Source organism: Erwinia sp. E602, from assembly GCF_018141005.1.
GTDB lineage: Bacteria > Pseudomonadota > Gammaproteobacteria > Enterobacterales > Enterobacteriaceae > Erwinia.
Window position 1 is genome coordinate 4,588,696 of record NZ_CP046582.1, and the last position, 22,974, is coordinate 4,611,669.

Genomic DNA, 22,974 nt, shown 5'->3' on the forward strand with positions numbered 1-22,974 from the left:
AAAAGTCAGCGGTCGTTCTCGTTATTACGCAGGCGACGCTTCAGGCGTTTAATCATCCGCGCCACGCGCCACGCACGTTTAATACAGTAGCCGTACAACATAAAGGCCAGTAAAAACAGAACCAGCATTACCCATTCGGGAGTGAAGCTCAGGTACTCACCCAGCACGCCCACCAGCGCCAGCACGGCGGCCGCGAGGGTAATCAGCACAAAAGCCTGACGCGAGGTGAACCCGGCACGCATAATCAGGTGGTGAATATGCTGGCGATCCGCGGAAAACGGGCTCATGCCCTTACTCAGACGCCGGTACATGATCGCCACCATGTCCATCAGCGGAATGGCAATCAGCCACAGCGCCGTCACCGGCGTAATCGGGTGGCTCTCTCCCTGGGTGGTCTCCAGCAGGATCCAGATAATGGTGAAACCAATCAGCGTGCTGCCGGCATCGCCCATAAACACTTTGTTGTGGCGGCCGAACACGCCGAGGTTCAGTAAAATATAGGGCAAAATCGCCGCAATCATAGTGAAGCACCACATTGCCAGGCTCAGCTGACCGTCGGACAACAGGATCATGCCCATCGCGAAGAAGGTGACGCAGGACAACCCGCCCAGCAGGCCATCGATGCCATCGACCATATTGAACGCGTTGATCGCCGCCCAGACGGCAAACAGGGTCAGCACGTAGCCAAACGGGCCGACGATCAGCTCCCAGGGGCCGAAAATATAGCCAAGGCTGAGCAGATACAGCTTCGCCTTGACCATCATCACCACCGCCACGCCGGCCTGAACCACCGCGCGAATTTTTACGCTGATATCGAAGCGGTCATCCAGCGCCCCGACCAGCACCAGCGCGGCGGCGCAGCCCAGATACAGCAGAAAATGGGGGACATAAAAGTCGGTCATCAGCCAGGCAAAACAGCTGCCGGCAAATACCGAAATACCCCCGACCAGCGGGATGGTTCCCTGGTGGCGTTTGCGGTAGTTAGGCTTGTCCACCAGGCCGATCTTTATAGCCACCTTGCGGGCAAAAAACAGGAACGCCAGTGAAAATAAAAAAATCAGGGCAAGTTCTGTACTCATATTGAGTAAATTCACATTAACCAGCTCTCAGCTAAGAATTAGCGCAATGTTATAAGCAATTTTGGTGCCATAATCATTAGTGTAATTCAGATTTTATTGGTCAGGCCCCGCACAAGCAACGTATCAGACACGTTAATTTGCACGAACTTGCAGGTGCACTCCCGCGTGTAAAACAGCGTATAGAGCAGAAACGAAAAACGCCACGACTATGCGTGGCGTTTCCCGAGTTTAGAACACAGCTGTGACGGTTGACCGTTACGAACGCTTCATCATGTCGAAGAAGTCATCGTTGGTTTTGGTCATCGCCAGCTTGTTGATGAGGAATTCCATTGCGTCGATCTCACCCATCGGGTGGATGATTTTACGCAGGATCCACATCTTCTGCAGCTCTTCCGAGGTGGTAAGCAGCTCTTCTTTACGCGTACCAGAACGGTTGTAGTCGATAGCCGGGAACACACGCTTCTCAGCGATTTTACGCGCCAGGTGCAGTTCCATGTTGCCGGTACCTTTGAACTCTTCGTAGATCACTTCGTCCATCTTCGAACCGGTATCAACCAGCGCGGTGGCGATGATGGTCAGGCTACCGCCCTCTTCCACGTTACGTGCCGCACCGAAGAAACGCTTCGGACGGTGCAGGGCGTTGGCATCCACACCACCGGTAAGTACCTTGCCAGAGGCCGGTACCACGGTGTTGTAGGCACGCGCCAGGCGGGTGATGGAGTCCAGCAGGATGATCACGTCTTTTTTGTGCTCGACCAGGCGCTTGGCCTTTTCGATCACCATCTCAGCAACCTGAACGTGGCGCGATGCTGGCTCATCAAAGGTAGAAGCAATGACTTCGCCTTTAACCAGACGCTGCATCTCGGTCACTTCTTCCGGACGCTCGTCAATCAGCAGCACCATCAGCACGCAGTCAGGATGGTTATAAGCAATGCTCTGCGCGATGTTCTGCAGCAGCATGGTTTTACCGGCTTTCGGCGGTGCCACGATCAGACCACGCTGACCGCGACCAATTGGCGATGCCAGGTCGAGTACGCGAGCCGTCAGATCTTCCGTTGAACCGTTACCGCGCTCCATACGCAGACGCGAGTTAGCGTGCAGCGGCGTTAAGTTCTCAAACAGGATCTTGTTACGGGCATTTTCAGGCTTGTCGTAGTTAACTTCGTTAACTTTCAACAGCGCAAAGTAACGCTCACCCTCTTTTGGCGGTCGAATCTTGCCAGAGATGGAGTCACCAGTGCGGAGGTTAAAGCGGCGGATTTGGCTAGGGGAAACGTAGATATCATCGGGACCGGCGAGGTAGGAGCTGTCTCCAGAACGGAGGAAACCAAATCCATCCTGCAATATCTCGAGTACGCCGTCGCCGAAGATGTCTTCGCCACTTTTCGCGTGTTGCTTGAGGATGGCGAAGATAATGTCCTGTTTGCGCAAGCGCGCCAGGTTTTCCAGCCCCATATTTTCGCCGAGAGTGATCAGGTCAGAAACCGGCGTATTTTTTAATTCGGTAAGATTCATAATGGTGGGTTCTTAAACTCGGGGTAAAACTTGAACTGTTTGTCGTCAATGGTATGGCTAGAGATCCATGCCTGTTTAATGGCGGTCTGTTCCCGGGTCCACTCGATGATCGCATGCAGGATAACGCAGATCTGAGACGAGGAGACGGTAAGGAAAGTGCCGGAATTCAGTTGATACTAACCGTCAGATTGCTGAATGTCTGTAAAACTGTGATGAATACAGCGTTCAACAAGGAAAAAATCTAAAGATGCAAACTAGCAAGGTAAGTTCGTCGTGCAGTGAATTTAACTTAGCACGCCTAAAGCCGGGCGTCCAGCGGTCAGAAAAAAAATCCGCAGCGCAGGACGCCGGTATCGTGTGATTAGCCCAGGTTCGCGTTCAGGAACTCTTTCAGCTGACCTTTAGACAGTGCGCCCACCTTGGTGGCTGCCACTTCGCCGTTCTTGAACAGCAGCAGGGTTGGGATACCGCGGATGCCGTATTTTGGGGCAGTGGCCGGGTTCTCATCGATGTTCAGCTTGGTAACGGTCAGTTTACCTTCGTACTCTTCTGCCACTTCATCAAGAATTGGCGCGATCATTTTGCACGGACCACACCACTCGGCCCAGAAGTCGACCAGGGTCACGCCTTCAGCTTGCAGAACTTGCGTTACGAAGCTGTCATCTGTCAGGTGAATAATTTTATCGCTCATGTTTACTCCAGGAGATTATCTTTACCTAAATGATGTAGCAGGAAGCAGCATCAGGTTAGCGTTATTTCACTCGCTTTTATTTCAACGGATATGCTTTCGTAAAGCAATACTAAGCTGATATTCTACCACACTATGAGCAAAACACACTTAACCGAAAAGAAGTTTTCCGACTTCGCCCTGCACGCTCAGGTGATTGAAGCCCTTGAAACTAAAGGCTTTCAAAATTGCACGCCTATTCAGGCGCTGGCATTACCGTTTACGCTCTCCGGGCGTGATGTAGCAGGTCAGGCGCAAACCGGTACCGGCAAAACGATGGCGTTTCTGACGTCAACGTTTCATCATCTTCTCTCTCACCCCGCTCCGGAAGGTCGCCAGGTTAATCAACCGCGCGCGCTGATTCTGGCTCCGACCCGCGAACTGGCGGTTCAGATCCATGCGGATGCAGAGCCGCTGGCGCAGGTAACCGGACTGAAACTCGGTCTGGCTTACGGTGGCGATGGCTACGATAAGCAACTGAAAGTGCTGGAAAGCGGTGTTGATATCCTGATTGGCACCACCGGCCGTTTAATCGATTACGTCAAACAGAACCACGTTAATCTGGGCGCGATCCAGGTGGTGGTACTTGACGAAGCCGATCGCATGTTCGATCTCGGCTTTATTAAAGACATCCGCTGGCTGTTCCGCCGCATGCCTGCCGCCAACCAGCGCCTGAATATGTTGTTCTCCGCCACGCTGTCATTCCGCGTGCGTGAACTGGCTTTTGAGAACATGAACAACGCGGAATACGTAGAAGTCGAGCCAGAGCAAAAAACCGGACACCGTATTAAAGAAGAGCTGTTCTACCCTTCCAACGAAGAAAAAATGCGTTTGCTGCAAACGCTGCTGGAAGAAGAGTGGCCGGATCGCGCCATCATTTTTGCCAACACCAAGCACCGCTGTGAAGATATCTGGGGCCACCTGGCCGCCGATGGTCACCGCGTGGGTCTGCTGACAGGCGACGTGGCGCAGAAAAAGCGCCTGCGTATCCTGGAAGATTTCACTAAGGGTGATGTCGATATCCTGGTGGCGACCGACGTGGCCGCGCGTGGTCTGCATATCCCGGCCGTGACGCACGTCTTCAACTACGATCTGCCTGACGATCGTGAAGACTACGTGCACCGTATTGGCCGTACCGGCCGTGCCGGTGCCAACGGTCACTCAATCAGCCTCGCCTGTGAAGAGTACGCGCTGAACCTGCCGGCGATTGAAGAGTATATCGGTCACAGCATTCCGGTCAGCCGCTATAACAGCGATGCGCTGATGAGCGAACTGCCGCCGCCGAAGCGTTTAACCCGCAACCGCACCGGTAACAACCTGCGTCGTGGCGGCAACAACAATCGCCGTGGCAGCGCGCCGCGCAGCCCCAACCGCAAACGCCCGGGTTAAGCCACCATGCTGAGCGCGTCATCACTTTATGCTGCCATCGATCTCGGATCGAACAGTTTTCATATGCTGGTGGTGCGCGAAGTGGCTGGCAGTATCCAGACCATTGCCCGCATCAAACGCAAGGTGCGCCTGGCGGCCGGGCTGGACAGCCAAAGCCAGCTCTCTGGTGAAGCCATGGAGCGCGGCTGGCAGTGCCTGCGGCTGTTTTCCGAACAGCTGCAGGATATCCCGTCGGAACAGATCCGCGTGGTGGCGACCGCCACCTTGCGTATCGCCGCTAACGCCGGCGAGTTCCTGATCGCTGCTCAACAGATCCTCGGTTGCCCGATCAACGTGATCAGCGGTGAAGAGGAGGCGCGCCTGATCTACCAGGGGGTAGCCCACACCACCGGTGGTGCGGATAAACGTCTGGTGGTGGATATCGGCGGCGGCAGCACCGAGCTGGTTACCGGCAAGGGCGCGCAAACGACCGCGCTGTTCAGCCTGTCGATGGGCTGCGTCACCTGGCTGGAACGCTATTTCGCCGATCGCCACCTTGGCCGTGAGAACTTCGCTCAGGCAGAGGCCGCCGCCCGTGAGATGATCCGTCCGGTGGCCGCGGTGTTGCGCGAGCAGGGCTGGCAGATCTGTGTCGGCGCGTCCGGCACCGTGCAGGCGCTGCAGGAAATCATGATGGCGCAGGGCATGGACGAGCGGATTACGCTCGGCAAGCTGCAGCAGTTGAAGCAGCGCGCCATTCAGTGCGGCAAGCTGGAAGAGCTGGAGATCGAAGGCCTGACGCTGGAGCGGGCGCTGGTGTTCCCCAGCGGCCTGTCGATCCTGATCGCCATCTTTATCGAGCTGAATATCGAGAGTATGACGCTGGCCGGTGGCGCGCTGCGCGAAGGCCTGGTCTACGGCATGCTGCACCTGCCGGTGGATCGCGATATTCGCAGCAGGACGCTGCACAACGTTCAACGCCGTTTTGCGATCGATGCAGAACAGGCCGAGCGCGTCCGCCAGCTGGCCGAGAGTTTCGCCCGCCAGATTAGCCAGAACTGGAAGCTGGATGACATCAGCCGGGAGCTGCTGGACAGCGCCTGTCTGATCCATGAAATTGGGTTGAGCGTCGATTTCCGTCAGGCGCCACAGCATGCGGCCTATCTGGTGCGCAATCTCGATCTGCCCGGCTTTACCCCGGCCCAGAAAAAGCTGCTGGCAACCCTGCTGCAGAATCAGCGAAACGGCATCGATCTGGCGTTACTGAGCCAGCAAAATGCCGTGCCGCCGCGGGTGGCGGAACGTCTTTCGCGCCTGCTGCGGCTGGCGATCATTTTTGCCAGCCGCCGCCGCGATAATACGCTGCCTGCGGTGCGCCTGCTGGCGGAGGAAGACACCCTGACGCTGACCCTGCCAGCCGGCTGGCTGGAAGCCCATCCGCTGCGCGCCGAGCTGCTTGAGCAGGAAGTGCACTGGCAAAGTTATGTGCACTGGTCGCTGACGATTGTCTGAACATTAAACCGGAAGGCGATGTATGTCACCTTCCGGTATCTTTATTACTCTTCGATAGTCAGATTGTAATGCTGAATAATGGCTGCCATTATCTTCGTTGAAATCAGTTCATGGACATAGGTTGTTGGATGCACGTTATCCCAGAACAGGTGAACCTTATCATGTTGACATGATGGCGAAGGTTTGAAATTAAAAATATAATCCGGCAAGGGTAAAATGTTGTTGATGTCCAGGCAGGCATTTTTTACATCATCAATGCCATGCTCCCCCGGGTTTTTCACCAGGTCATTGAAGATTTTCTCAACATCAAGAAGATGAATATCAACGTTACCTCGGTTACGGTATTCATGGCGTTTTACGCTCTCTTTTATTCCGTTGTTAAGGACGCGTACGTAATCTTTTAACCTGAGCCTTTCGCTATCAGACTTATCCTGCATCCCCGGCACCAGAGAAACATCAGGTGCCGTCATTACGATGATGCTCTTCGCTCCCAGGCTCGTCAGCCGGGAAATCCCTTTATCGATATTAGATATCATCTCTTCAGGTTCAATATCACCATTCATCAGATCATTACCGCCGGCCATGATTGAAAAGAGCGATTTCCCTGCATTGTAGTTTTTGTCTTCATTCATATAAGAAACGAAAGAGTCGATCTGCTTGTCAATTCCAGGGATCTTAATCAGCCCCAGTACAGAGGTATCTTTTGTTTCAGCCCCTCCCACCGCCCAGTTATAGGAATGAATCCCCAGATTTCCAGCCAGATACTCGTGCCAGACATAGCCATTACTGAAATGTCCACGATACCAGGTCTTTGAATTCGGGGCTTTCCACATTGATGCATTGAATACGTTGCTGTTGTCAGTAAGGCTGTCACCAAAGGTTATGATACGTTCGAATGCGCCATTTTTCCTCAATCCTTTAGCATCATAATTCATTGACCAGATCGTGTGGTCAAAAGACTGACTATTATCCGCAGCATATATTTCCAACTGTCTGACATTTACCCCCTCACTGGCCAGCGTTTTCCTGCAAATTTCTTCCAGCTTTTTATATGGCGTGTCAGTGTAGAACATATTCTTCCACTGCATTATAAAATTCGACCACCAGTGGCCATTGAGTTTATAGTATCCGCTGCCAGACTCATTTTTTGCCCAGTACCAGGTGCTTCCGGGGTGAGCCTGATTATTGTCCAGACGAGTAATGCATCGCATGTAGGTATAGGTTGACTTTTGCCCTAAAAAAACCCTTTGCGAAGGACGATCATTATTATCAAAATCCGTTTTTATCAATGGTGTTTCGCCCAGATAATTATCCAACTCCACCACCGGGAATACACTTTCCTCATCATCCTCACTCGCGAGTGCAACGGATGACAACGCACCACCTAATAGCACCAATGAAATAGAAAACAGAATATTTTTTTTCACAAAATAACCTTTTGACGTCGAAATAAATTGAACATCAAAGGATAATCACTATCGAAAAAAATTATGACTTTTGAAAACTTAAAACCCATTTACTTTATTAATACAGGGCAGCCAGGTAACTGAAAAAAAACCTTATTTTCTTGCTTTATCCAGCATTGCTCTTAATCCCGCCACCCGGCTCTGCCCGGTCTGCATCCGCTCTTCGGCGCTGACCACTTTACGCTCACTTTCCCAGTTGACATCGTCCTGCGGCAGCTCAAGCAGAAAACGGCTTGGCTCCGGGCGCACCAGCTCACCGTACTGGCGGCGCTCGCGGCACAGGGTGAAGGTCAGCTCTTTCTGTGCGCGGGTAATCCCCACGTAGGCCAGACGCCGCTCCTCCTCGATATTGTTCTCATCAATGCTGCTCTGGTGCGGTAACAGCCCCTCTTCCATGCCGACCATATAGACATAGGGAAACTCCAGCCCTTTGGAGGCGTGCAGGGTCATCAGCTGCACCTGATCAAGCTCCTCGTCACTTTCACCGCGCTCCATCATGTCGCGCAGGGTAAAGCGCGTCACCACCTGGGTCAGCGTCATCGGTTCATCAATGTCGCTGCCTTCCAGCATTTCGGTCATCCACTGGAACAGCGTGTTGACGTTTTTCATACGCATTTCGGCGGCTTTCGGGCTGGCCGAGGTTTCAAACAGCCAGCTCTCGTAGTCAATACCGCGGATCAGATCGCGCACTGCGGCGACCGGCTCGCGTTCCGCCAGCCGTGCCACCTCCTGCAGCCAGCTGGTAAAGCGCTGCAGGGATTCCAGCCCGCGTCCGGTCAGCGTCTGGCTGAGACCCATATCGAAGCTGGCGGTAAACAGGCTTTTATTACGCTGCATTGCCCACTCGCCGAGCTTTTGCAGCGTGGCGGCGCCGATCTCACGGCGTGGCGTGTTAACGATGCGCATAAAGGCGCTGTCATCGTCAGCGTTGGTCAGTACCCGCAGGTAGGCCAGCAGATCTTTGATTTCCGGGCGCGAGAAGAACGAGGTGCCGCCGGAGATGCGGTAAGGGATACGGTTCTGCATCAGCATCTTTTCAAACACGCGCGACTGATGGTTTCCGCGATAGAGGATGGCATAATCCTTGTACTGTGTTTTATTAATAAAGTGGTGGGCGATCAGCTCGCCGATCACCCGCTCCGCCTCATGATCCTCATGGTTGGCGGTCACCACCTTCAGCTCAGCCCCGTAGCCCAGCTCGGAGAACAGTCGCTTTTCAAACACGTGCGGGTTGTTGGCGATCAGGATATTGGCTGCCTTGAGAATACGTTCGGACGAACGGTAGTTCTGCTCCAGCTTGATCACCTGCAGCGCCGGGAAGTCCTCTTTCAACAGCACCAGGTTCTGCGGCCGTGCCCCGCGCCAGGAGTAGATTGACTGGTCGTCGTCACCCACCACGGTAAAACGCGCCCGTGCACCCACCAGCAGCTTCACCAGCTCGTACTGGCTGGTGTTGGTATCCTGGTATTCGTCAACCAGCAGATAGCGAATACGCTGCTGCCAGCGTTCACGCACCTCAAGGTTGCGCTGGAACAGCAGCGTCGGCAGCAGGATCAGATCATCGAAGTCCAGTACGTTGCAGGACTTCAGATGCCTGTCATACAGTGCATAACAGTGGGCGAACAGCTTGTCGCGCTCCGACTGTGCGCCTGCCGCTGCCCGCGACGGATCCAGCAGATCGTTCTTCCAGTTGGAGATCGTCGAGATCAGCTGCTGCAGCAGGTTTTTGTCGTTCTCCAGCCACTCTTCGGTGAGATCTTTCAGCAGCGCCAGCTGATCCTGATCGTCAAACAGTGAAAAGTTGGATTTCATCCCCAGCGCGGCGTACTCGCGTTTAATAATCTCCAGCCCGAGGGTATGGAAGGTCGAAATCATCAGCCCGCGCGCCTCTTTACGCCCCAGCGTCTGCGCCACGCGCTCTTTCATCTCGCGCGAGGCCTTATTGGTGAAGGTCACCGCAGCGATATGTCGCGCCTGATAACCGCATTCGCGGATCAGGTGGGCAATTTTATTGGTAATCACTCGCGTCTTGCCCGAACCGGCTCCGGCCAGCACCAGGCAGGGCCCGGTGACAAATTCGACGGCGTGTTGCTGACCAGGATTAAGACGCATAGCTTGAAAATTCCACAGGTATAAACAGGCGGGCAGTATACCCAAAGATGCCCGGACTGTGGAGGCGTGAGGTCAGCTATCTGCCAGACGCAAAGCTTATCGTCGGTAAATCAACAACATGCGCCCCGCCGTCAACCACCAGCGCAGCACCGGTGATATAGGAGGCCAGATCGGAGAGCAGAAAACCAATTACCGATGCCGCCTCGTCCGGCCGCGCTGGCCGCCCAAGCGGCACGTGTTTCGTCACCTCCTGATACATTGACTCCTCATCCGGCGGCAGACCACGCTGCCGCGCCAGCTCGCGCATCTCTTTATCTGCCAGCGGCGTTCGCACCCAGCCGGGACAGACCGCGTTAACGCGGACGCCCTGCCTGCCGTAGTCGCGCGCCAGCGATTTGGTCAGGCCGATCAGCGCATGCTTGGCAACCGTATAGCCGGCGACCGCCGGGCCGGCAAACAATCCGGCCAGTGAAGAGACGATCACCATGCTACCCCGTGCCGCGATCAGCTGCGGCAGCACCGCACGGGCAGCAATAAATGCGCTGTCGAGGTTGGCGCCCATGTTGTACCGCCAGACGTTGTCAGTCATCTCGCCGACCCGCGCATCACCATGCACGCCCGCGCAGGTCACCAGTCTGTCGATGCCACCGAAGTAGCTCACCACCTGCGCCACCGCTTCTGCCGTTTGTGCCGTATCGGACATATCAGCGGCGACGGCAAACGCGCCCGTCGCCTGCGCGGTGGCATCCAGCACCGCGCGTCGACGCCCGGTAATGGCGACTTTCGCCCCCTGCTCTGTCAGCCAGCGAGCGGTGGCCGCGCCGATACCGCTGCTGCCGCCGGTGACCAGCACCACTTTTCCTTCTAATCCCGTCTCCATCAAGGGCCTCCCGTCCGTTACAGCGGCGCAATGCCGTTGGGGTAGCAGTTAAAGCTCATTTTAGAAATCAACGCACCGGCCGGGCGCAGCTTGACGTCGCCGGAAGAGTCGAGACCCATAAAAATCCCGGTGCAGCGTCCGTTCGGGTAGTCAAAAAAGAATACCGAGCAGACCGGGATAATCTTTTCGCGAAAGGCAAACAGGTAGCGGTCGGCGGAAAATTTGTAGTAGGTGGCATAATCCATATCGCCCTGACCAAACTGTTCACCGCGCAGGTTCTGCCAGGCATAACGCTGGCTGTTGACATAGAAATGTTCGTAGTAGTGATTAGGGCTGTAAATATTGAGGGCACGAAAGCCGATCAGCTCGCGGGTCAGCGCCGGGGCTTCCCCACTCACTTCGCCACCAGCCAGGGTGCCGGACATAAACTGCTGCTCCAGCCGCGATCCGCCAGCTGTCCCGGCAGGCTGCAGGCAGCAGCGCACCGCCAGCCCCCGACGCGTCAGGGTATTGATCACCAGCGCCAGGCACTGGCTGTCCGGCGCGGACCCGCCCGCCGGGCTGAGCAGAAAGCTGAAGAAATAGAGCCCTTCATCCATGCACACTTCATCCACCCGCGCCTTTCCCCGCTCTTTGCCCCACTGCCAGTTCAGCCCCTCATCGTCGGGCTGAAAGGCAAGCGTCAGGGAGGGCTGATCCTCCAGTGCCAGCACCAGCGTCCTGCCGCGCCAGTGGGTAGTTGACAGCAGGCGGTTACCGTCGATGCCGTCGGCAAAGTCCTCGTAGTTTTTCCAGCCCGACTCAGCGGCGCTGCTTAATACGGACGCCTTCATCCTCACTCTCCTTTTCCGGTCAGTATGAGGTTCCGAGTCTATTCAGCGGGGTTGCCGGGGAATGTGATCGCGTGTTCATTATTTGAGGCCCGCGGCAGGAGGGCATTTAATGCCTCCTGTCGCGTGCCGTACGCTGAACAGGTATAGTAGCGCCATCCTGGCCGCTGGCCTGAACTGACTGAACGATTCGGAGAACAACATGGCGAAGACCGCAGCAGCACTGCATATTCTGGTAAAAGAAGAGAAACTGGCTCAGGAGCTGTTAGCTCAGCTGCAGCAGGGCGCTGACTTTGAGAAGCTGGCGAAGAAGCACTCTACCTGCCCGTCAGGTAAGAAAGGCGGTCATCTGGGCGAATTCAAACAGGGTGCGATGGTGCCGGCGTTCGATAAAGTGGTGTTCTCCTGCCCGCTGATCGAACCCCAGGGCCCGCTGCACACCCAGTTCGGTTACCACATCATCAAAGTGATTTACCGTAACTAAAAAAAAGACGCCCGCAGGGGCGTCTTTTTATGTGGGCGGCACACCAGCCGCCCCGCGTCTGGCTGATTAGCCCGCAACCGCGATACGTTTCATATCGGTCATGTAGCCACGCAGCTTGCTGCCCACGGTTTCGATAGGGTGGTTGCGAACCGCTTCGTTCACGTCACGCAGCTGTGCGTTATCCACCGCGTTGCCTTCAGTGCTCTGGCCCAGGTCGCCCGGCTGCAGGGTGGTCATGAACTCTTTCAGCAGCGGAACCGCAGCGAAGGAGAACAGGTAGTTACCGTACTCGGCGGTATCAGAGATAACCACGTTCATTTCATACAGACGCTTACGTGCAATGGTGTTGGCAATCAGCGGCAGCTCGTGCAGTGATTCGTAGTAAGCCGACTCTTCGATGATGCCCGCGTCAACCATGGTTTCAAACGCCAGCTCAACGCCCGCTTTCACCATAGCGACCATCACCACGCCTTTGTCGTAGTAATCCTGCTCAGGGATCTTGCCTTCAAACTGTGGTGCGTTTTCGAATGCCGTTGCGCCGGTCTCTTCGCGCCAGGTCAGCAGGTTTTTGTCGTCGTTAGCCCAGTCAGCCATCATGCCGGAAGAGAACTCACCGGAGATGATGTCGTCCATGTGCTTCTGGAACAGCGGTGCCATGATGGTTTTCAGCTGCTCAGACAGCTCATAAGCGCGCAGTTTCGCCGGGTTAGACAGGCGATCCATCATCAGGGTGATACCGCCAAACTTCAGTGATTCGGTGATGGTTTCCCAGCCGAACTGCAGCAGTTTTTCAGCGTAAGCCGGGTCAGTACCTTCCGCCACCAGCTTGTCGAAGCACAGCAGTGAACCGGCCTGCAGCATGCCGCACAGGATGGTCTGCTCGCCCATCAGGTCAGATTTCACTTCGGCAACGAAGGAAGATTCCAGCACGCCCGCACGGTGACCGCCGGTCGCTGCAGCCCAGGCTTTAGCGATCGCCATGCCTTCGCCTTTCGGATCGTTTTCCGGGTGAACGGCCAGCAGCGTTGGCACGCCGAAACCACGTTTGTACTCTTCACGCACTTCGGTACCCGGGCACTTAGGCGCAACCATCACTACGGTGATATCTTTACGGACCTGCTCGCCCACTTCAACGATGTTAAAACCGTGCGAGTAGCCCAGTGCTGCACCCTGCTTCATCAGCGGCTGTACCGCCTGAACAACGGCAGAGTGCTGCTTGTCCGGAGTCAGGTTAACCACCAGATCCGCCTGTGGGATCAGATCTTCGTAGGTGCCAACGGTGAAGCCGTTTTCGGTCGCTTTACGCCATGAAGCACGTTTTTCTGCAATGGCTTCAGCACGCAGGGCGTAGGCGATATCCAGGCCGGAATCGCGCATGTTCAGGCCCTGGTTCAGGCCCTGAGCACCACAGCCAACGATGACGACTTTTTTGCCTTTCAGGTAGCTGGCTTCATCCGCGAACTCTTCGCGCGCCATAAAGCGGCATTTACCTAATTGCGCTAACTGGTTGCGCAGGTTCAAAGTGTTGAAATAGTTAGCCATGGGAAACTCCGTATCAGGTTGTGGTGCATGATGTTTGGTATCAGGGCCGTTCATTGCCAGCCCTTACTATGCCCCCATCATATGACAGGAAATGCATTGCTGAAATTGATATATTAACAAGATGATATTGCATAATCTGCAACGTGAAACAGAGGCCTGAAACAGATGGACTTACGCGATCTGAAACTCTTTCTGCATCTGGCGGATAGCCGCCATTTTGGCCGCAGTGCGCGGGCGATGCACGTCAGTCCGTCAACGCTCTCAAGGCAGATCCAGCGGCTGGAGGAGGACCTCGGCCAGACGCTGTTTTTACGTGACAACCGTACCGTTACCCTCACTGACGCCGGCGAGCGGCTGCGCCTGTTCGCTCAGCAGACGCTGTTGCAGTATGAGCAGATGCGTCACGCGCTGGGGCAGAACGGCACCTCGCTGAGCGGTGAGCTGAAGCTGTTCTGTTCGGTGACCGCGGCCTACAGCCACCTGCCGCCGATCCTCGACCGCTTTCGCGCCGAGCATCCGCTGGTGGAGATTAAACTGACCACCGGCGATGCCGCCGATGCGATGGAGAAGGTCCAGTCTGGTGAAGCGGATATCGCCATCGCCGGTCGGCCGGAATCCCTGCCCGCCAGCATCGGCTTTATGCCTCTGGGGCTGATCCCGCTGGTGCTGATTGCCCCTGCGCTGCCCTGCGCGGTGCGCAGCCTGGCGACACAGCCGAAGCCCGACTGGGCGCAGATCCCGTTTATTCTGCCCGACCAGGGGCCGGCGCGCCGGCGCATCGATTTGTGGTTCCGCCATCGCCGCATTGCCAATCCGCAGATCTACGCCACGGTATCCGGCCATGAGGCAATCGTCTCGATGGTCGCGCTGGGCTGTGGCATTGCGCTGCTGCCGGACGTGGTGCTGGAGAACAGTCCGGAGCCGATCCGTAACCGTATTCTTGAACTGGAGGATGTGGAGATGGTGGCGCCGTTTGAACTGGGCGTTTGCGTACAAAAAAAGCGGCTCACCGAGCCGCTTATTGATGCCTTCTGGAAGCTGCTTTAACCCTTGAGGAAGAAGCGGAACGCCGGGTTATTGCTCTCGTCGTGGAAATCATAGCCCAGCGCCGTCAGGTGCTCTTCAAACTGCGGTTCGCTGTCGCTCAGTTCAAAGGCGGCCAGCACGCGACCATAGTCGGTGCCGTGGCTGCGGTAGTGGAACAGCGAGATATTCCAGTGGGTGCCGAGCGTCTGCAGGAAACGCAGCAGCGCGCCGGGCGCCTCCGGGAATTCGAAGCTGAACAACCGCTCGCGCAGCGGCTTCGACGGCCGCCCGCCGACCATATAGCGCACGTGCAGCTTGGCCATCTCATCATCTGAGAGGTCAACAACCTGATAGCCGCCGTCGCTCAGCAGTTCGAGGATCTCCCGGCGCTCTTCCAGCCCGCGCGTCAGCCGCACGCCGACAAAAATACAGGCGTCTTTTTCATCGGCATAACGGTAGTTGAACTCGGTGACCGAGCGGCCACCCAGCAGCTGACAGAAACGCAGGAAGCTGCCCTGCTGTTCCGGGATGGTCACCGCCAGCAGCGCTTCGCGCTGTTCGCCCAGCTCGCAGCGTTCAGAAACATAGCGCAGGCCGTGGAAGTTGACGTTGGCACCCGACAGCACGTGCGCCAGGCGCTCGCCCTGGATCTGGTGCTGCTGGATATACTTCTTCATCCCGGCCAGCGCCAGCGCGCCCGAAGGCTCCGCCACCGCACGCACATCGTCAAACAGATCCTTCATCGCCGCACAGATCGCGTCGCTGTCGACGGTGACGATGTCGTCGAGATACTCCTGGCACAGACGGAAGGTTTCACTGCCGATGCGCCTGACCGCTACGCCTTCGGCAAACCCGCCGACGCGCTGCAGGTCGACCGGATGGCCGGCGTCCAGCGCCGCTTTCAGGCAGGCTGAATCCACAGCTTCCACCGCAATCACCTTGATCTGCGGCATCAGCTGCTTGATCAGCACCGCCACGCCCGCCGCCAGCCCGCCGCCACCGACCGGCACGAACACGCGATCGAGATGCGCATCCTGCTGCAGCAGCTCCATCGCCAGCGTGCCCTGACCGGCGATCACCATCGGGTGATCGAACGGCGGCACAAAGGTGTAACCCTGCTGTTCCGCCAGCTCGATGGCCTTAGCTTTCGCCTCGTCAAAGTTGGCGCCAAACAGGTAAGCCTCACCGCCAAACGCCCGTACCGCATCAACCTTGATATCGGCGGTGGCCAGCGGCATCACGATCAGCGATTTAATGCCGAGCTTCGTCGCGGACAGCGCCACGCCCTGCGCGTGGTTACCCGCCGAGGCGGTCACTACGCCACGCGCTTTCTGCTCTTCGTTCAGCCCGGCAATCATCGCGTACGCGCCGCGCAGCTTAAAGCTGTGCACCGGCTGGCGATCTTCACGCTTCACCAGAACGGTGTTGCCGAGGCGTGCAGAGATCTTCTCCATCTTCTGCAGCGGCGTGACCTGCGCGGCTTCATACACCGGCGCACGCAGCACCGCACGCAGATACTCTGCGCCGGTCGGACAGTCGGATAACGGTTGAGACTCGGCCATCGTGGTTAGCCTCCCAGCTTGCTCTTGTCACGGACCGCGCCTTTGTCGGCGCTGGTTGCCAGCGTCGCGTAGGCACGCAGTGCGAAGGAGACCTGACGCTCACGGCCGTGAGGCGTATAAGCCTGATCGCCACGGGCATCTTCTTCGCGGCGACGCGCGGCCTGCTCTTCATCAGAGATATCCAGATGGATACCGCGGTTAGGAATATCGATGTTGATCCTGTCACCATCTTTCACCAGCGCAATGGTGCCGCCGCTGGCCGCTTCCGGAGACGCATGACCGATCGACAGGCCGGAGGTACCACCGGAGAAACGGCCGTCGGTGATCAGTGCACAGGCTTTACCCAGCCCCATCGACTTCAGGTAGGTGGTCGGATACAGCATCTCCTGCATGCCCGGGCCGCCTTTCGGTCCTTCGTAACGGATCACGACTACGTCACCGGCTACCACTTTACCGCCGAGGATCGCCGCAACCGCATCGTCCTGGCTTTCATAGACTTTGGCCGGGCCGCTAAACACCAGGCTGCCTTCATCGACGCCGGCGGTTTTAACGATACAGCCGTTTTCAGCGAGGTTGCCGTACAGCACCGCCAGACCACCGTCCTGGCTGAAGGCAAATTCGCGTGAACGAATACAGCCTTCCTGACGGTCGTCGTCCAGCGTGTCCCAGCGGCAGTCCTGCGAGAAGGCCTGGGTGGTACGAATACCTGCCGGGCCGGCGCGGAACATCTTTTTCACCGCTTCATCTTTGGTCAGCATGATGTCGTACTGGTCCAGCGTCTCGCGCAGGCTCAGGCCGAGGATGTTGCGCACGCTGTTATCCAGCAGTCCGGCACGATCCAGTTCGCCGAGGATGCCGAGTACGCCACCGGCACGGTGCACGTCTTCCATATGGTATTTCTGCGTGCTGGGTGCCACTTTGCACAGGTGCGGCACCAGGCGCGACAGGCGGTCGATGTCGGAGATATCGAAGTCGATTTCGCCTTCCTGCGCGGCGGCCAGCAGGTGCAGAACGGTGTTGGTGGAACCGCCCATCGCGATATCCAGCGTAATGGCGTTTTCAAACGCGGCCCTGCTGGCGATGTTGCGCGGCAGTGCGCTTTCATCATCCTGCTCGTAGTAACGCTTGGTCAGGGCGACGATGCGCTTGCCGGCGTTAAGGAAAAGCTCTTTACGGTCCGCATGGGTCGCCAGTAACGAACCGTTACCCGGCTGCGACAGGCCCAGCGCTTCGGTCAGACAGTTCATGGAGTTGGCGGTAAACATCCCTGAGCAAGAGCCGCAGGTCGGGCAGGCAGAGCGTTCAATCTGATCGCTTTCCGCATCGCTGACGTTCGGGTTGGCACCCTGGATCATCGCATCGACCAGGTCGAGCTTGATGATTTTATCCGACAGCTTGGTTTTGCCGGCTTCCATCGGGCCACCGGAGACGAAGATCACCGGAATATTCAGGCGCAGTGACGCCATCAGCATTCCGGGGGTGATTTTGTCGCAGTTGGAAATACAGACCATCGCATCGGCGCAGTGGGCATTAACCATGTATTCAACGGAGTCGGCGATCAGCTCGCGGGACGGCAGGGAGTAGAGCATCCCGCCGTGACCCATCGCGATGCCATCGTCCACGGCGATGGTGTTGAACTCTTTCGCCACGCCGCCGGAGGCTTCGATCTGCTCGGCCACCAGCTTACCCAGGTCGCGCAGGTGTACGTGGCCCGGTACGAACTGCGTGAAGGAGTTCACCACCGCAATAATCGGTTTACCGAAATCGTCATCGGTCATTCCTGTGGCGCGCCACAGGGCTCGGGCACCCGCCATGTTGCGGCCGTGGGTGGTGGTAGCTGAACGGTACTTAGGCATGCTCTTTACTCCAGAAATCGAACGTGCACGGGCGTCAACTGACGCCCGTGAGAAAAATAATTTTTATGGGTTAACCGGATCCAGCCAGCCCCATTTGTCTTCCGTTTCGCCGGTAAACAGGCCGAAGAAGGCACTCTGAATACGTTGCGTCACCGGGCCACGCTTGCCTTCACCAACCTGAATGCCGTCTACGCTGCGCACCGGGGTGATCTCTGCGGCGGTGCCGGACATAAACACTTCATCGGCCAGGTAGAGGGATTCACGCGACAGCACCTGCTCACGCACTTCAATACCCAGGTCCTGGGCCAGCTTGATGATCGCATCACGGGTGATACCCGGCAACGCCGAGGAGGTAAACGGCGGGGTAAACAGAATACCGTCTTTTACCTCAAACAGGTTTTCACCGGCCCCTTCGGAGATGTAGCCCTGGGTATCCAGTGCGATACCTTCCTGATAACCATGGCGGCGCGCTTCGCTACCGACCAGCAGTGAGGAGAGGTAGTTACCGCCGGCTTTGGCCGCGGTGGGCAGGGTGTTCGGTGCAACGCGGTTCCATGAGGAGACCATGGCATCAATGCCCTGCTCCAGCGCTTCAGCACCCAGGTAAGCACCCCACGGGAACGCGGCGATGATCACATCCGTGCTGTAGCCATCTGGCGGATTGACGCCCAGACCCACGTCGCCGACAAACACCAGCGGACGAATATAGGCACTCTTCAGGTTGTTCTTGCGCAGCGTCGCACGGCACGCTTCCATCAGCTCGTCAACGCTCTGGCTGACCGGGAAACGGTAGATTTTTGCAGAATCGCGCAGACGCTGCATGTGTTCACGATGGCGGAAGACCACCGGTCCTTTGTGCGAGTCATAGCAACGGACGCCTTCAAATACCGAGGTGCCGTAGTGCAGGGCGTGAGACATGACGCTAACCTTTGCCTCTTCCCACTTAACCATCTCGCCGTTGAACCAGATAAAGTCAGCTTTCTTCGTCATTCTTGTTTCCTTGCGCGCTTATGCGCGGATTTGTTGTGTTATCTGTTGCTGGGTCTGCACGCAGGCCACGTCCATCAGTTTGCTCAACTGGGTTGACAGTAAATCGACGGAGCGTGGGCTGGCAACGGTCATCTCAATATTAATATTCTCAGCGTTGGCGGACGGCACCATATTCATGGTGCACACCTGGAAACCACGATGGCGGACAACACGTAAAATGCGCTCCAGTATTTCCGGGCGAAAGCGTGCTTCGATAGACAATTGATGCTGCATCATGAGGTTTTCTCCATCATATTTTCGTTGCTGGCACCCGGTGGTACCAGAGGCCAGACGTTCTCATGCTCGTCAATCGCGACGTGGAGCATGTACGGCCCTTCACTGTGCAGCAAAGCGTCTAATGCGGCGTCGACCTGATCTTTACGGGTAATGCGCTGGCCTGGAATGTCAAAAGCGCTGGCCAGGATGAGAAAGTCCGGGTTATCTGAGAGATTGGTTTCACTGTAACGTTCTTCAAAGAACAGCTGCTGCCACTGGCGTACCATGCCTAAACGCTGGTTATCCAGCAGCACGATTTTTACCGGCAGCTGCTTACGTTTGATGGTACCCAGCTCCTGCACGTTCATCATGAAAGAACCGTCGCCGGAGACGCAGATTACCGTGTCATCCGGGCGGGCGACCTGCGCCCCTACCGCCGCCGGCAGGCCAAAGCCCATGGTGCCGAGGCCGCTGGAGGTAATAAAGTTTTCCGGGCGGGTGAAGCTCATATGCTGCGCCGCCCACATCTGATGCTGGCCGACGTCGGTGGTGACCACCGCGCTCGGCGATTTACGGTCAGACAGCTGCCTGAGGAACAGCGGCGCAAAGATCGCATCACCCGGATGATCGTAACGCCAGCCGTGATCGGCCTTCAGCGCCTGGACTTCTTCCCGCCAGGCGGTAATGTCCACCGGCTGGTAGAGATCTGGCAGCAGTTTGTTCAGATCGCCTTGGATGGCAACGTGTGCACGGCGCAGCTTGTGCAGCTCTGCCGGGTCGATATCCAGGTGGATCACGCTGGCGTGCGGCGCGAAGGTGTCCAGCTTGCCGGTCACGCGGTCGTCAAAACGGGCACCCACGGCAATCAGCAGGTCGCACTGCTGCACCGCCAGGTTAGCGGCTTTGGTGCCGTGCATGCCCAGCATGCCGAGATAACAGGCATCGTCGGCATCCGGCGTACCGAGGCCCTTCAGCGTAGCGACGGTGGGGATACCGGTCTCTCTGGCAAAATCGCGCAGAGCGTGAACCGCATCGGCCATGCCGACGCCGCCGCCGACATACAGAATCGGTTTCTGCGACTGTGCCAGCAGCTGGCGGGCCTGCTGCAGCTCTGCGTGCGGGTGCGCAAGTTCCTGCTCAACGGGGATCAGGTGAGCGGTCAGTTCACCGCTGGCCAGCTGGATGTCTTTCGGGATATCAACCAGCACCGGGCCGGGGCGGCCAGATTTAGCGATGGCAAACGCCTCCGCCAGCACCACCGGCAGCTCATCAAGGGATTCCACGAGGAAACTGTGCTTGGTGCAGGCCAGCGAGAGACCCAGTACGTCAATCTCCTGGAAGGCATCGGTGCCCATTACGGCGGAAGAAACCTGGCCGGTGATGGCGACGATCGGTACAGAGTCCATCATTGCATCGGCAAGGCCGGTGATCAGGTTGGTGGCACCCGGGCCTGAGGTCGCGATGCAGACCCCGACTTTGCCGGTGGCGCGGGCATAGCCGATCGCGGCCATCGCAGCACCCTGCTCATGGCGGCACAGCAGGTGTTCGACACCACCGTCATAGAGCGCGTCGTAGACCGGCATAATGGCTCCACCCGGGTAGCCGAATACCGTTTCAACTCCCTGAGCACGCAACGTTTGAACCACCCACTGAGCACCATTCATAGTTATTTCCCCGTCCGTTTATGGGAACAACAGCATTTTATTCTACTGTACATCTTCTGTTCCTCTCACATTATTGCCTTGCCAAAAAAAAACCCCCGGACCTTTCGGTGCGGGGGTTCTTTCGAAATCAGGCTTGATATTTAAGCCTTTCTTTCTCCGAGCGTAGCCCCGCACGGCGTGATAATAATCACGACGACGTTAATGACGACTAGGCTAATGACTCGTAGAAGGGCTTTCATTGGAATTCGTTTCGTTCGCTTGTTCGAAGTAATGCCTACAGAGTTATCACAGTTAGCGTGCTAAATTCAACTTTTTTCGATTTTTAATTTAATCAACCTGCCTGCAGTTTTAGGAAAAAGGTTTGTTATTCAGCCAATAACGAAAAACTGAATTTTTTTCATTACTCACCCAGGGTGATGGCTTTTTTGCATGCCGGCAAAATCTGATGGCGGCTCACGGCGCCGGGTAACGCCTTCCGTTTTGCAGCTGAAAAATCAGTCGCGTTACGCGGATCGCGTTTTACCCCCTCGCCAGCCGGTCAGTTTTTGCGCACAGTGCGCAGAACAAGGAGCTCCTATGTCACTCTCTCTGGCTTACACCCGTGCCGCGATCGGTATTCAGGCTCCCCTGGTCAGCGTCGAGGTCCATATCAGCAATGGACTTCCCGCGCTGTCTCTGGTTGGCCTGCCGGAAACGACGGTTAAAGAAGCGCGCGATCGGGTGCGCAGCGCGATCGTCAACAGCGGTTTTATCTTTCCGGCGCAGCGCATTACCGTCAACCTGGCCCCGGCCGACCTGCCCAAAGAGGGCGGCCGATACGATCTGCCTATCGCCATCGCCATTCTCGCCGCCTCAGAACAAATTCCTGCGGAGAAACTGGCACAATTTGAATTCCTGGGTGAACTAGCACTCACAGGCGCTCTGCGTGGCGTACAGGCGGCCATTCCCGCAGCGATGGCGGCGATCCACTCACAGCGACAGCTGATCCTCTCGGCGGAGAATCAGTATGACGTGGGGTTGATCCAACACGGGAGCAGCCTGGTCAGCCCGCATCTGCTGGACGTCTGTGCCTTTCTGCAGGGCAAAGCCACGCTGCCGTCAGCCCAACCGCCACCGCTGCCACCTCCTGATGCGTCGGCAGACCTGAATGACATTATCGGCCAGTACCAGGCCAAACGCGCGCTGGAGATTACTGCGGCCGGTGGGCATAACCTGTTGCTGATCGGCCCCCCCGGCACCGGCAAGACCATGCTGGCTACCCGCCTGAACGGCCTGATGCCGCCGTTAAGCGACGTGGAGGCGCTGGAGAGCGCCAGCATCACCAGCCTGACCCGCAGCGATAGCCTCACTCAACGCTGGCGTCAACGCCCGTTCCGTTCGCCTCACCACAGTACCTCACTCTACGCGCTGGTCGGGGGTGGAGCGATCCCCAAACCTGGCGAGATCTCGCTGGCGCACAACGGCGTGCTGTTTCTCGATGAGCTGCCGGAATTTGAACGTAAGGCGCTGGATGCGCTGCGCGAACCGCTGGAAGCCGGTGAGATCAGTCTCTCCCGTGCGCGGGCAAAAGTGACCTATCCGGCGCGCTTTCAACTGGTTGCCGCGATGAACCCCAGCCCCGGCGGGCACTATCAGGGACCGCATAACCGCTCTACCCCGCAGCAGGTTTTACGCTATCTCAGCCGGCTGTCTGGCCCCTTTCTTGACCGCTTCGATCTCTCGCTGGAAGTCCCGCTGTTACCGCCAGGCACGCTCAGCGCTGAGCCGCAGCGGGGAGAATCCAGCCAGCAGGTCGCGGAGAGAGTGCTCGCCGCCCGGCAACGCCAGCTGGCACGCTGCGGCAAAATAAACAGTGCGCTTGGCCATGATGACTTTCGTCACAGCTGTCAGTTACGGTCAGAGGATGCGCAGTGGCTGGAGCAGGTGATGAATCAGCTGGGGCTGTCGATACGGGCATGGCAGCGGGTATTGAAGGTGGCACGAACCATCGCCGATCTGGCGGGTGAACCGGCAATCCAGCGTCCGCATCTGACGGAAGCAATGGGCTATCGCGGCATTGACAGACTGTTGCAGTATTTGCAAAACAGCGTGAGCTGAAAATGAAAA

19 protein-coding genes are annotated in these 22,974 nt (G+C 57.1%); 5 read left to right on the top strand and 14 right to left on the bottom strand.

All coding sequences use genetic code 11. The annotated features are described in order from the left end of the window. Positions 1 to 5: 5 nt before the first annotated feature. The 3 genes from wecA to trxA form a co-directional block, all read right to left on the bottom strand. The gene (gene wecA, locus GKQ23_RS22635) at positions 6 to 1,094 is read right to left on the bottom strand and encodes a UDP-N-acetylglucosamine--undecaprenyl-phosphate N-acetylglucosaminephosphotransferase (RefSeq protein ID WP_056234714.1); all 1,089 of its coding nucleotides are present in this window, start codon (positions 1,092 to 1,094) and stop codon (positions 6 to 8) included. Positions 1,095 to 1,334: 240 nt separating this feature from the next. Continuing rightward, a complete protein-coding gene (rho, locus tag GKQ23_RS22640) occupies positions 1,335 to 2,594 on the bottom strand; it encodes a transcription termination factor Rho (RefSeq protein WP_056234711.1) in 1,260 nt (419 codons plus the stop codon). Positions 2,595 to 2,955: 361 nt separating this feature from the next. After that, positions 2,956 to 3,285: a thioredoxin TrxA gene (gene trxA / locus GKQ23_RS22645; RefSeq protein ID WP_056234709.1), complete on the bottom strand. Its 330-nt coding sequence runs from the start codon at positions 3,283 to 3,285 to the stop codon at positions 2,956 to 2,958. Between the two features lie 132 nt (positions 3,286 to 3,417). Between trxA and rhlB the strand changes: the two genes are divergently transcribed. Together rhlB and gppA are read left to right on the top strand one after the other, a co-directional pair. Then, on the top strand, positions 3,418 to 4,710 hold the full coding sequence (gene rhlB / locus GKQ23_RS22650) for an ATP-dependent RNA helicase RhlB (protein WP_056234707.1): 1,293 nt from the start codon (positions 3,418 to 3,420) through the stop codon (positions 4,708 to 4,710). Positions 4,711 to 4,716: 6 nt separating this feature from the next. Then, entirely contained in the window at positions 4,717 to 6,201 is a 1,485-nt protein-coding gene (gene gppA / locus GKQ23_RS22655) for a guanosine-5'-triphosphate,3'-diphosphate diphosphatase (RefSeq protein ID WP_212409486.1), read from the top strand. Between the two features lie 44 nt (positions 6,202 to 6,245). On the opposite strand, the gene GKQ23_RS22660 is transcribed toward gppA, so the two are convergent. From GKQ23_RS22660 to GKQ23_RS22675, 4 genes are all read right to left on the bottom strand, one after another. Continuing rightward, positions 6,246 to 7,628, bottom strand: coding sequence for an SGNH/GDSL hydrolase family protein (locus GKQ23_RS22660; RefSeq protein ID WP_212409487.1), 1,383 nt, complete (start codon positions 7,626 to 7,628; stop codon positions 6,246 to 6,248). Positions 7,629 to 7,760: 132 nt separating this feature from the next. Then, the gene (gene rep, locus GKQ23_RS22665) at positions 7,761 to 9,779 is read right to left on the bottom strand and encodes a DNA helicase Rep (RefSeq protein ID WP_212409488.1); all 2,019 of its coding nucleotides are present in this window, start codon (positions 9,777 to 9,779) and stop codon (positions 7,761 to 7,763) included. Positions 9,780 to 9,855: 76 nt separating this feature from the next. Beyond that, positions 9,856 to 10,659 (bottom strand): SDR family NAD(P)-dependent oxidoreductase, encoded by an 804-nt coding sequence (locus GKQ23_RS22670; protein ID WP_212409489.1) that lies wholly within the window; start codon positions 10,657 to 10,659, stop codon positions 9,856 to 9,858. Positions 10,660 to 10,676: 17 nt separating this feature from the next. Beyond that, a complete protein-coding gene (locus tag GKQ23_RS22675) occupies positions 10,677 to 11,492 on the bottom strand; it encodes a MoaF C-terminal domain-containing protein (protein WP_249168453.1) in 816 nt (271 codons plus the stop codon). Positions 11,493 to 11,691: 199 nt separating this feature from the next. On the opposite strand from GKQ23_RS22675, the gene ppiC reads away from it, so the two are divergent. Further along, a complete protein-coding gene (gene ppiC, locus GKQ23_RS22680; protein ID WP_056234683.1) occupies positions 11,692 to 11,973 on the top strand; it encodes a peptidylprolyl isomerase PpiC in 282 nt (93 codons plus the stop codon). 66 nt (positions 11,974 to 12,039) lie between these two features. On the opposite strand, the gene ilvC is transcribed toward ppiC, so the two are convergent. Continuing rightward, the gene (ilvC, locus tag GKQ23_RS22685) at positions 12,040 to 13,515 is read right to left on the bottom strand and encodes a ketol-acid reductoisomerase (protein WP_212409491.1); all 1,476 of its coding nucleotides are present in this window, start codon (positions 13,513 to 13,515) and stop codon (positions 12,040 to 12,042) included. Between the two features lie 165 nt (positions 13,516 to 13,680). On the opposite strand from ilvC, the gene ilvY reads away from it, so the two are divergent. Further along, a complete protein-coding gene (gene ilvY, locus GKQ23_RS22690) occupies positions 13,681 to 14,562 on the top strand; it encodes an HTH-type transcriptional activator IlvY (protein WP_212409492.1) in 882 nt (293 codons plus the stop codon). Here the strand turns inward: ilvY and ilvA are convergent. The 6 genes from ilvA to ilvL all read right to left on the bottom strand — a co-directional run bounded on the left by ilvA (position 14,559) and on the right by ilvL (position 21,107). After that, positions 14,559 to 16,103, bottom strand: a complete 1,545-nt coding sequence (gene ilvA, locus GKQ23_RS22695) for a threonine ammonia-lyase, biosynthetic (RefSeq protein WP_056234676.1) — start codon at positions 16,101 to 16,103, stop codon at positions 14,559 to 14,561. The two genes, ilvY and ilvA, sit on opposite strands and share 4 nt — an antisense overlap. A 5-nt stretch (positions 16,104 to 16,108) precedes the next feature. Next, positions 16,109 to 17,959 carry a dihydroxy-acid dehydratase gene (gene ilvD, locus GKQ23_RS22700; protein ID WP_056234673.1) on the bottom strand — a complete coding sequence of 617 codons (1,851 nt, stop codon included), beginning with the start codon at positions 17,957 to 17,959 and terminating at the stop codon, positions 16,109 to 16,111. A gap of 63 nt (positions 17,960 to 18,022) precedes the next feature. After that, a complete protein-coding gene (locus tag GKQ23_RS22705; protein ID WP_056234670.1) occupies positions 18,023 to 18,949 on the bottom strand; it encodes a branched-chain amino acid transaminase in 927 nt (308 codons plus the stop codon). A gap of 18 nt (positions 18,950 to 18,967) precedes the next feature. Next, positions 18,968 to 19,225: an acetolactate synthase 2 small subunit gene (gene ilvM, locus GKQ23_RS22710; protein WP_056234668.1), complete on the bottom strand. Its 258-nt coding sequence runs from the start codon at positions 19,223 to 19,225 to the stop codon at positions 18,968 to 18,970. Beyond that, a complete protein-coding gene (gene ilvG, locus GKQ23_RS22715) occupies positions 19,222 to 20,868 on the bottom strand; it encodes an acetolactate synthase 2 catalytic subunit (RefSeq protein WP_212409493.1) in 1,647 nt (548 codons plus the stop codon). The genes ilvM and ilvG overlap by 4 nt, the downstream gene beginning before the upstream one ends. Before the next feature lie 140 nt (positions 20,869 to 21,008). Continuing rightward, positions 21,009 to 21,107 carry an ilv operon leader peptide gene (gene ilvL, locus GKQ23_RS22720; RefSeq protein ID WP_072277511.1) on the bottom strand — a complete coding sequence of 33 codons (99 nt, stop codon included), beginning with the start codon at positions 21,105 to 21,107 and terminating at the stop codon, positions 21,009 to 21,011. A 337-nt stretch (positions 21,108 to 21,444) separates the two neighbouring features. Between ilvL and GKQ23_RS22725 the strand changes: the two genes are divergently transcribed. After that, on the top strand, positions 21,445 to 22,965 hold the full coding sequence (locus GKQ23_RS22725; protein WP_212409494.1) for a YifB family Mg chelatase-like AAA ATPase: 1,521 nt from the start codon (positions 21,445 to 21,447) through the stop codon (positions 22,963 to 22,965). The last annotated feature ends 9 nt before the right edge of the window (positions 22,966 to 22,974 follow it).

Excerpts from the sequence above, each read along its gene's own strand:
- ilvM (WP_056234668.1), bottom strand. The coding sequence starts at position 19,225 with ATGATGCAGCATCAATTGTCTATCGAAGCACGCTTTCGCCCGGAAATA.
- gppA (WP_212409486.1), top strand. The coding sequence starts at position 4,717 with ATGCTGAGCGCGTCATCACTTTATGCTGCCATCGATCTCGGATCGAAC.
- GKQ23_RS22725 (WP_212409494.1), top strand. The coding sequence starts at position 21,445 with ATGTCACTCTCTCTGGCTTACACCCGTGCCGCGATCGGTATTCAGGCT.
- rhlB (WP_056234707.1), top strand. The coding sequence starts at position 3,418 with ATGAGCAAAACACACTTAACCGAAAAGAAGTTTTCCGACTTCGCCCTG.
- ilvD (WP_056234673.1), bottom strand. The coding sequence starts at position 17,959 with ATGCCTAAGTACCGTTCAGCTACCACCACCCACGGCCGCAACATGGCG.
- ilvG (WP_212409493.1), bottom strand. The coding sequence starts at position 20,868 with ATGAATGGTGCTCAGTGGGTGGTTCAAACGTTGCGTGCTCAGGGAGTT.
- GKQ23_RS22705 (WP_056234670.1), bottom strand. The coding sequence starts at position 18,949 with ATGACGAAGAAAGCTGACTTTATCTGGTTCAACGGCGAGATGGTTAAG.
- trxA (WP_056234709.1), bottom strand. The coding sequence starts at position 3,285 with ATGAGCGATAAAATTATTCACCTGACAGATGACAGCTTCGTAACGCAA.
- GKQ23_RS22675 (WP_249168453.1), bottom strand. The coding sequence starts at position 11,492 with ATGAAGGCGTCCGTATTAAGCAGCGCCGCTGAGTCGGGCTGGAAAAAC.
- ilvY (WP_212409492.1), top strand. The coding sequence starts at position 13,681 with ATGGACTTACGCGATCTGAAACTCTTTCTGCATCTGGCGGATAGCCGC.
- ilvL (WP_072277511.1), bottom strand. The coding sequence starts at position 21,107 with ATGAAAGCCCTTCTACGAGTCATTAGCCTAGTCGTCATTAACGTCGTC.
- GKQ23_RS22670 (WP_212409489.1), bottom strand. The coding sequence starts at position 10,659 with ATGGAGACGGGATTAGAAGGAAAAGTGGTGCTGGTCACCGGCGGCAGC.
- ilvA (WP_056234676.1), bottom strand. The coding sequence starts at position 16,103 with ATGGCCGAGTCTCAACCGTTATCCGACTGTCCGACCGGCGCAGAGTAT.
- rep (WP_212409488.1), bottom strand. The coding sequence starts at position 9,779 with ATGCGTCTTAATCCTGGTCAGCAACACGCCGTCGAATTTGTCACCGGG.
- ilvC (WP_212409491.1), bottom strand. The coding sequence starts at position 13,515 with ATGGCTAACTATTTCAACACTTTGAACCTGCGCAACCAGTTAGCGCAA.
- rho (WP_056234711.1), bottom strand. The coding sequence starts at position 2,594 with ATGAATCTTACCGAATTAAAAAATACGCCGGTTTCTGACCTGATCACT.
- ppiC (WP_056234683.1), top strand. The coding sequence starts at position 11,692 with ATGGCGAAGACCGCAGCAGCACTGCATATTCTGGTAAAAGAAGAGAAA.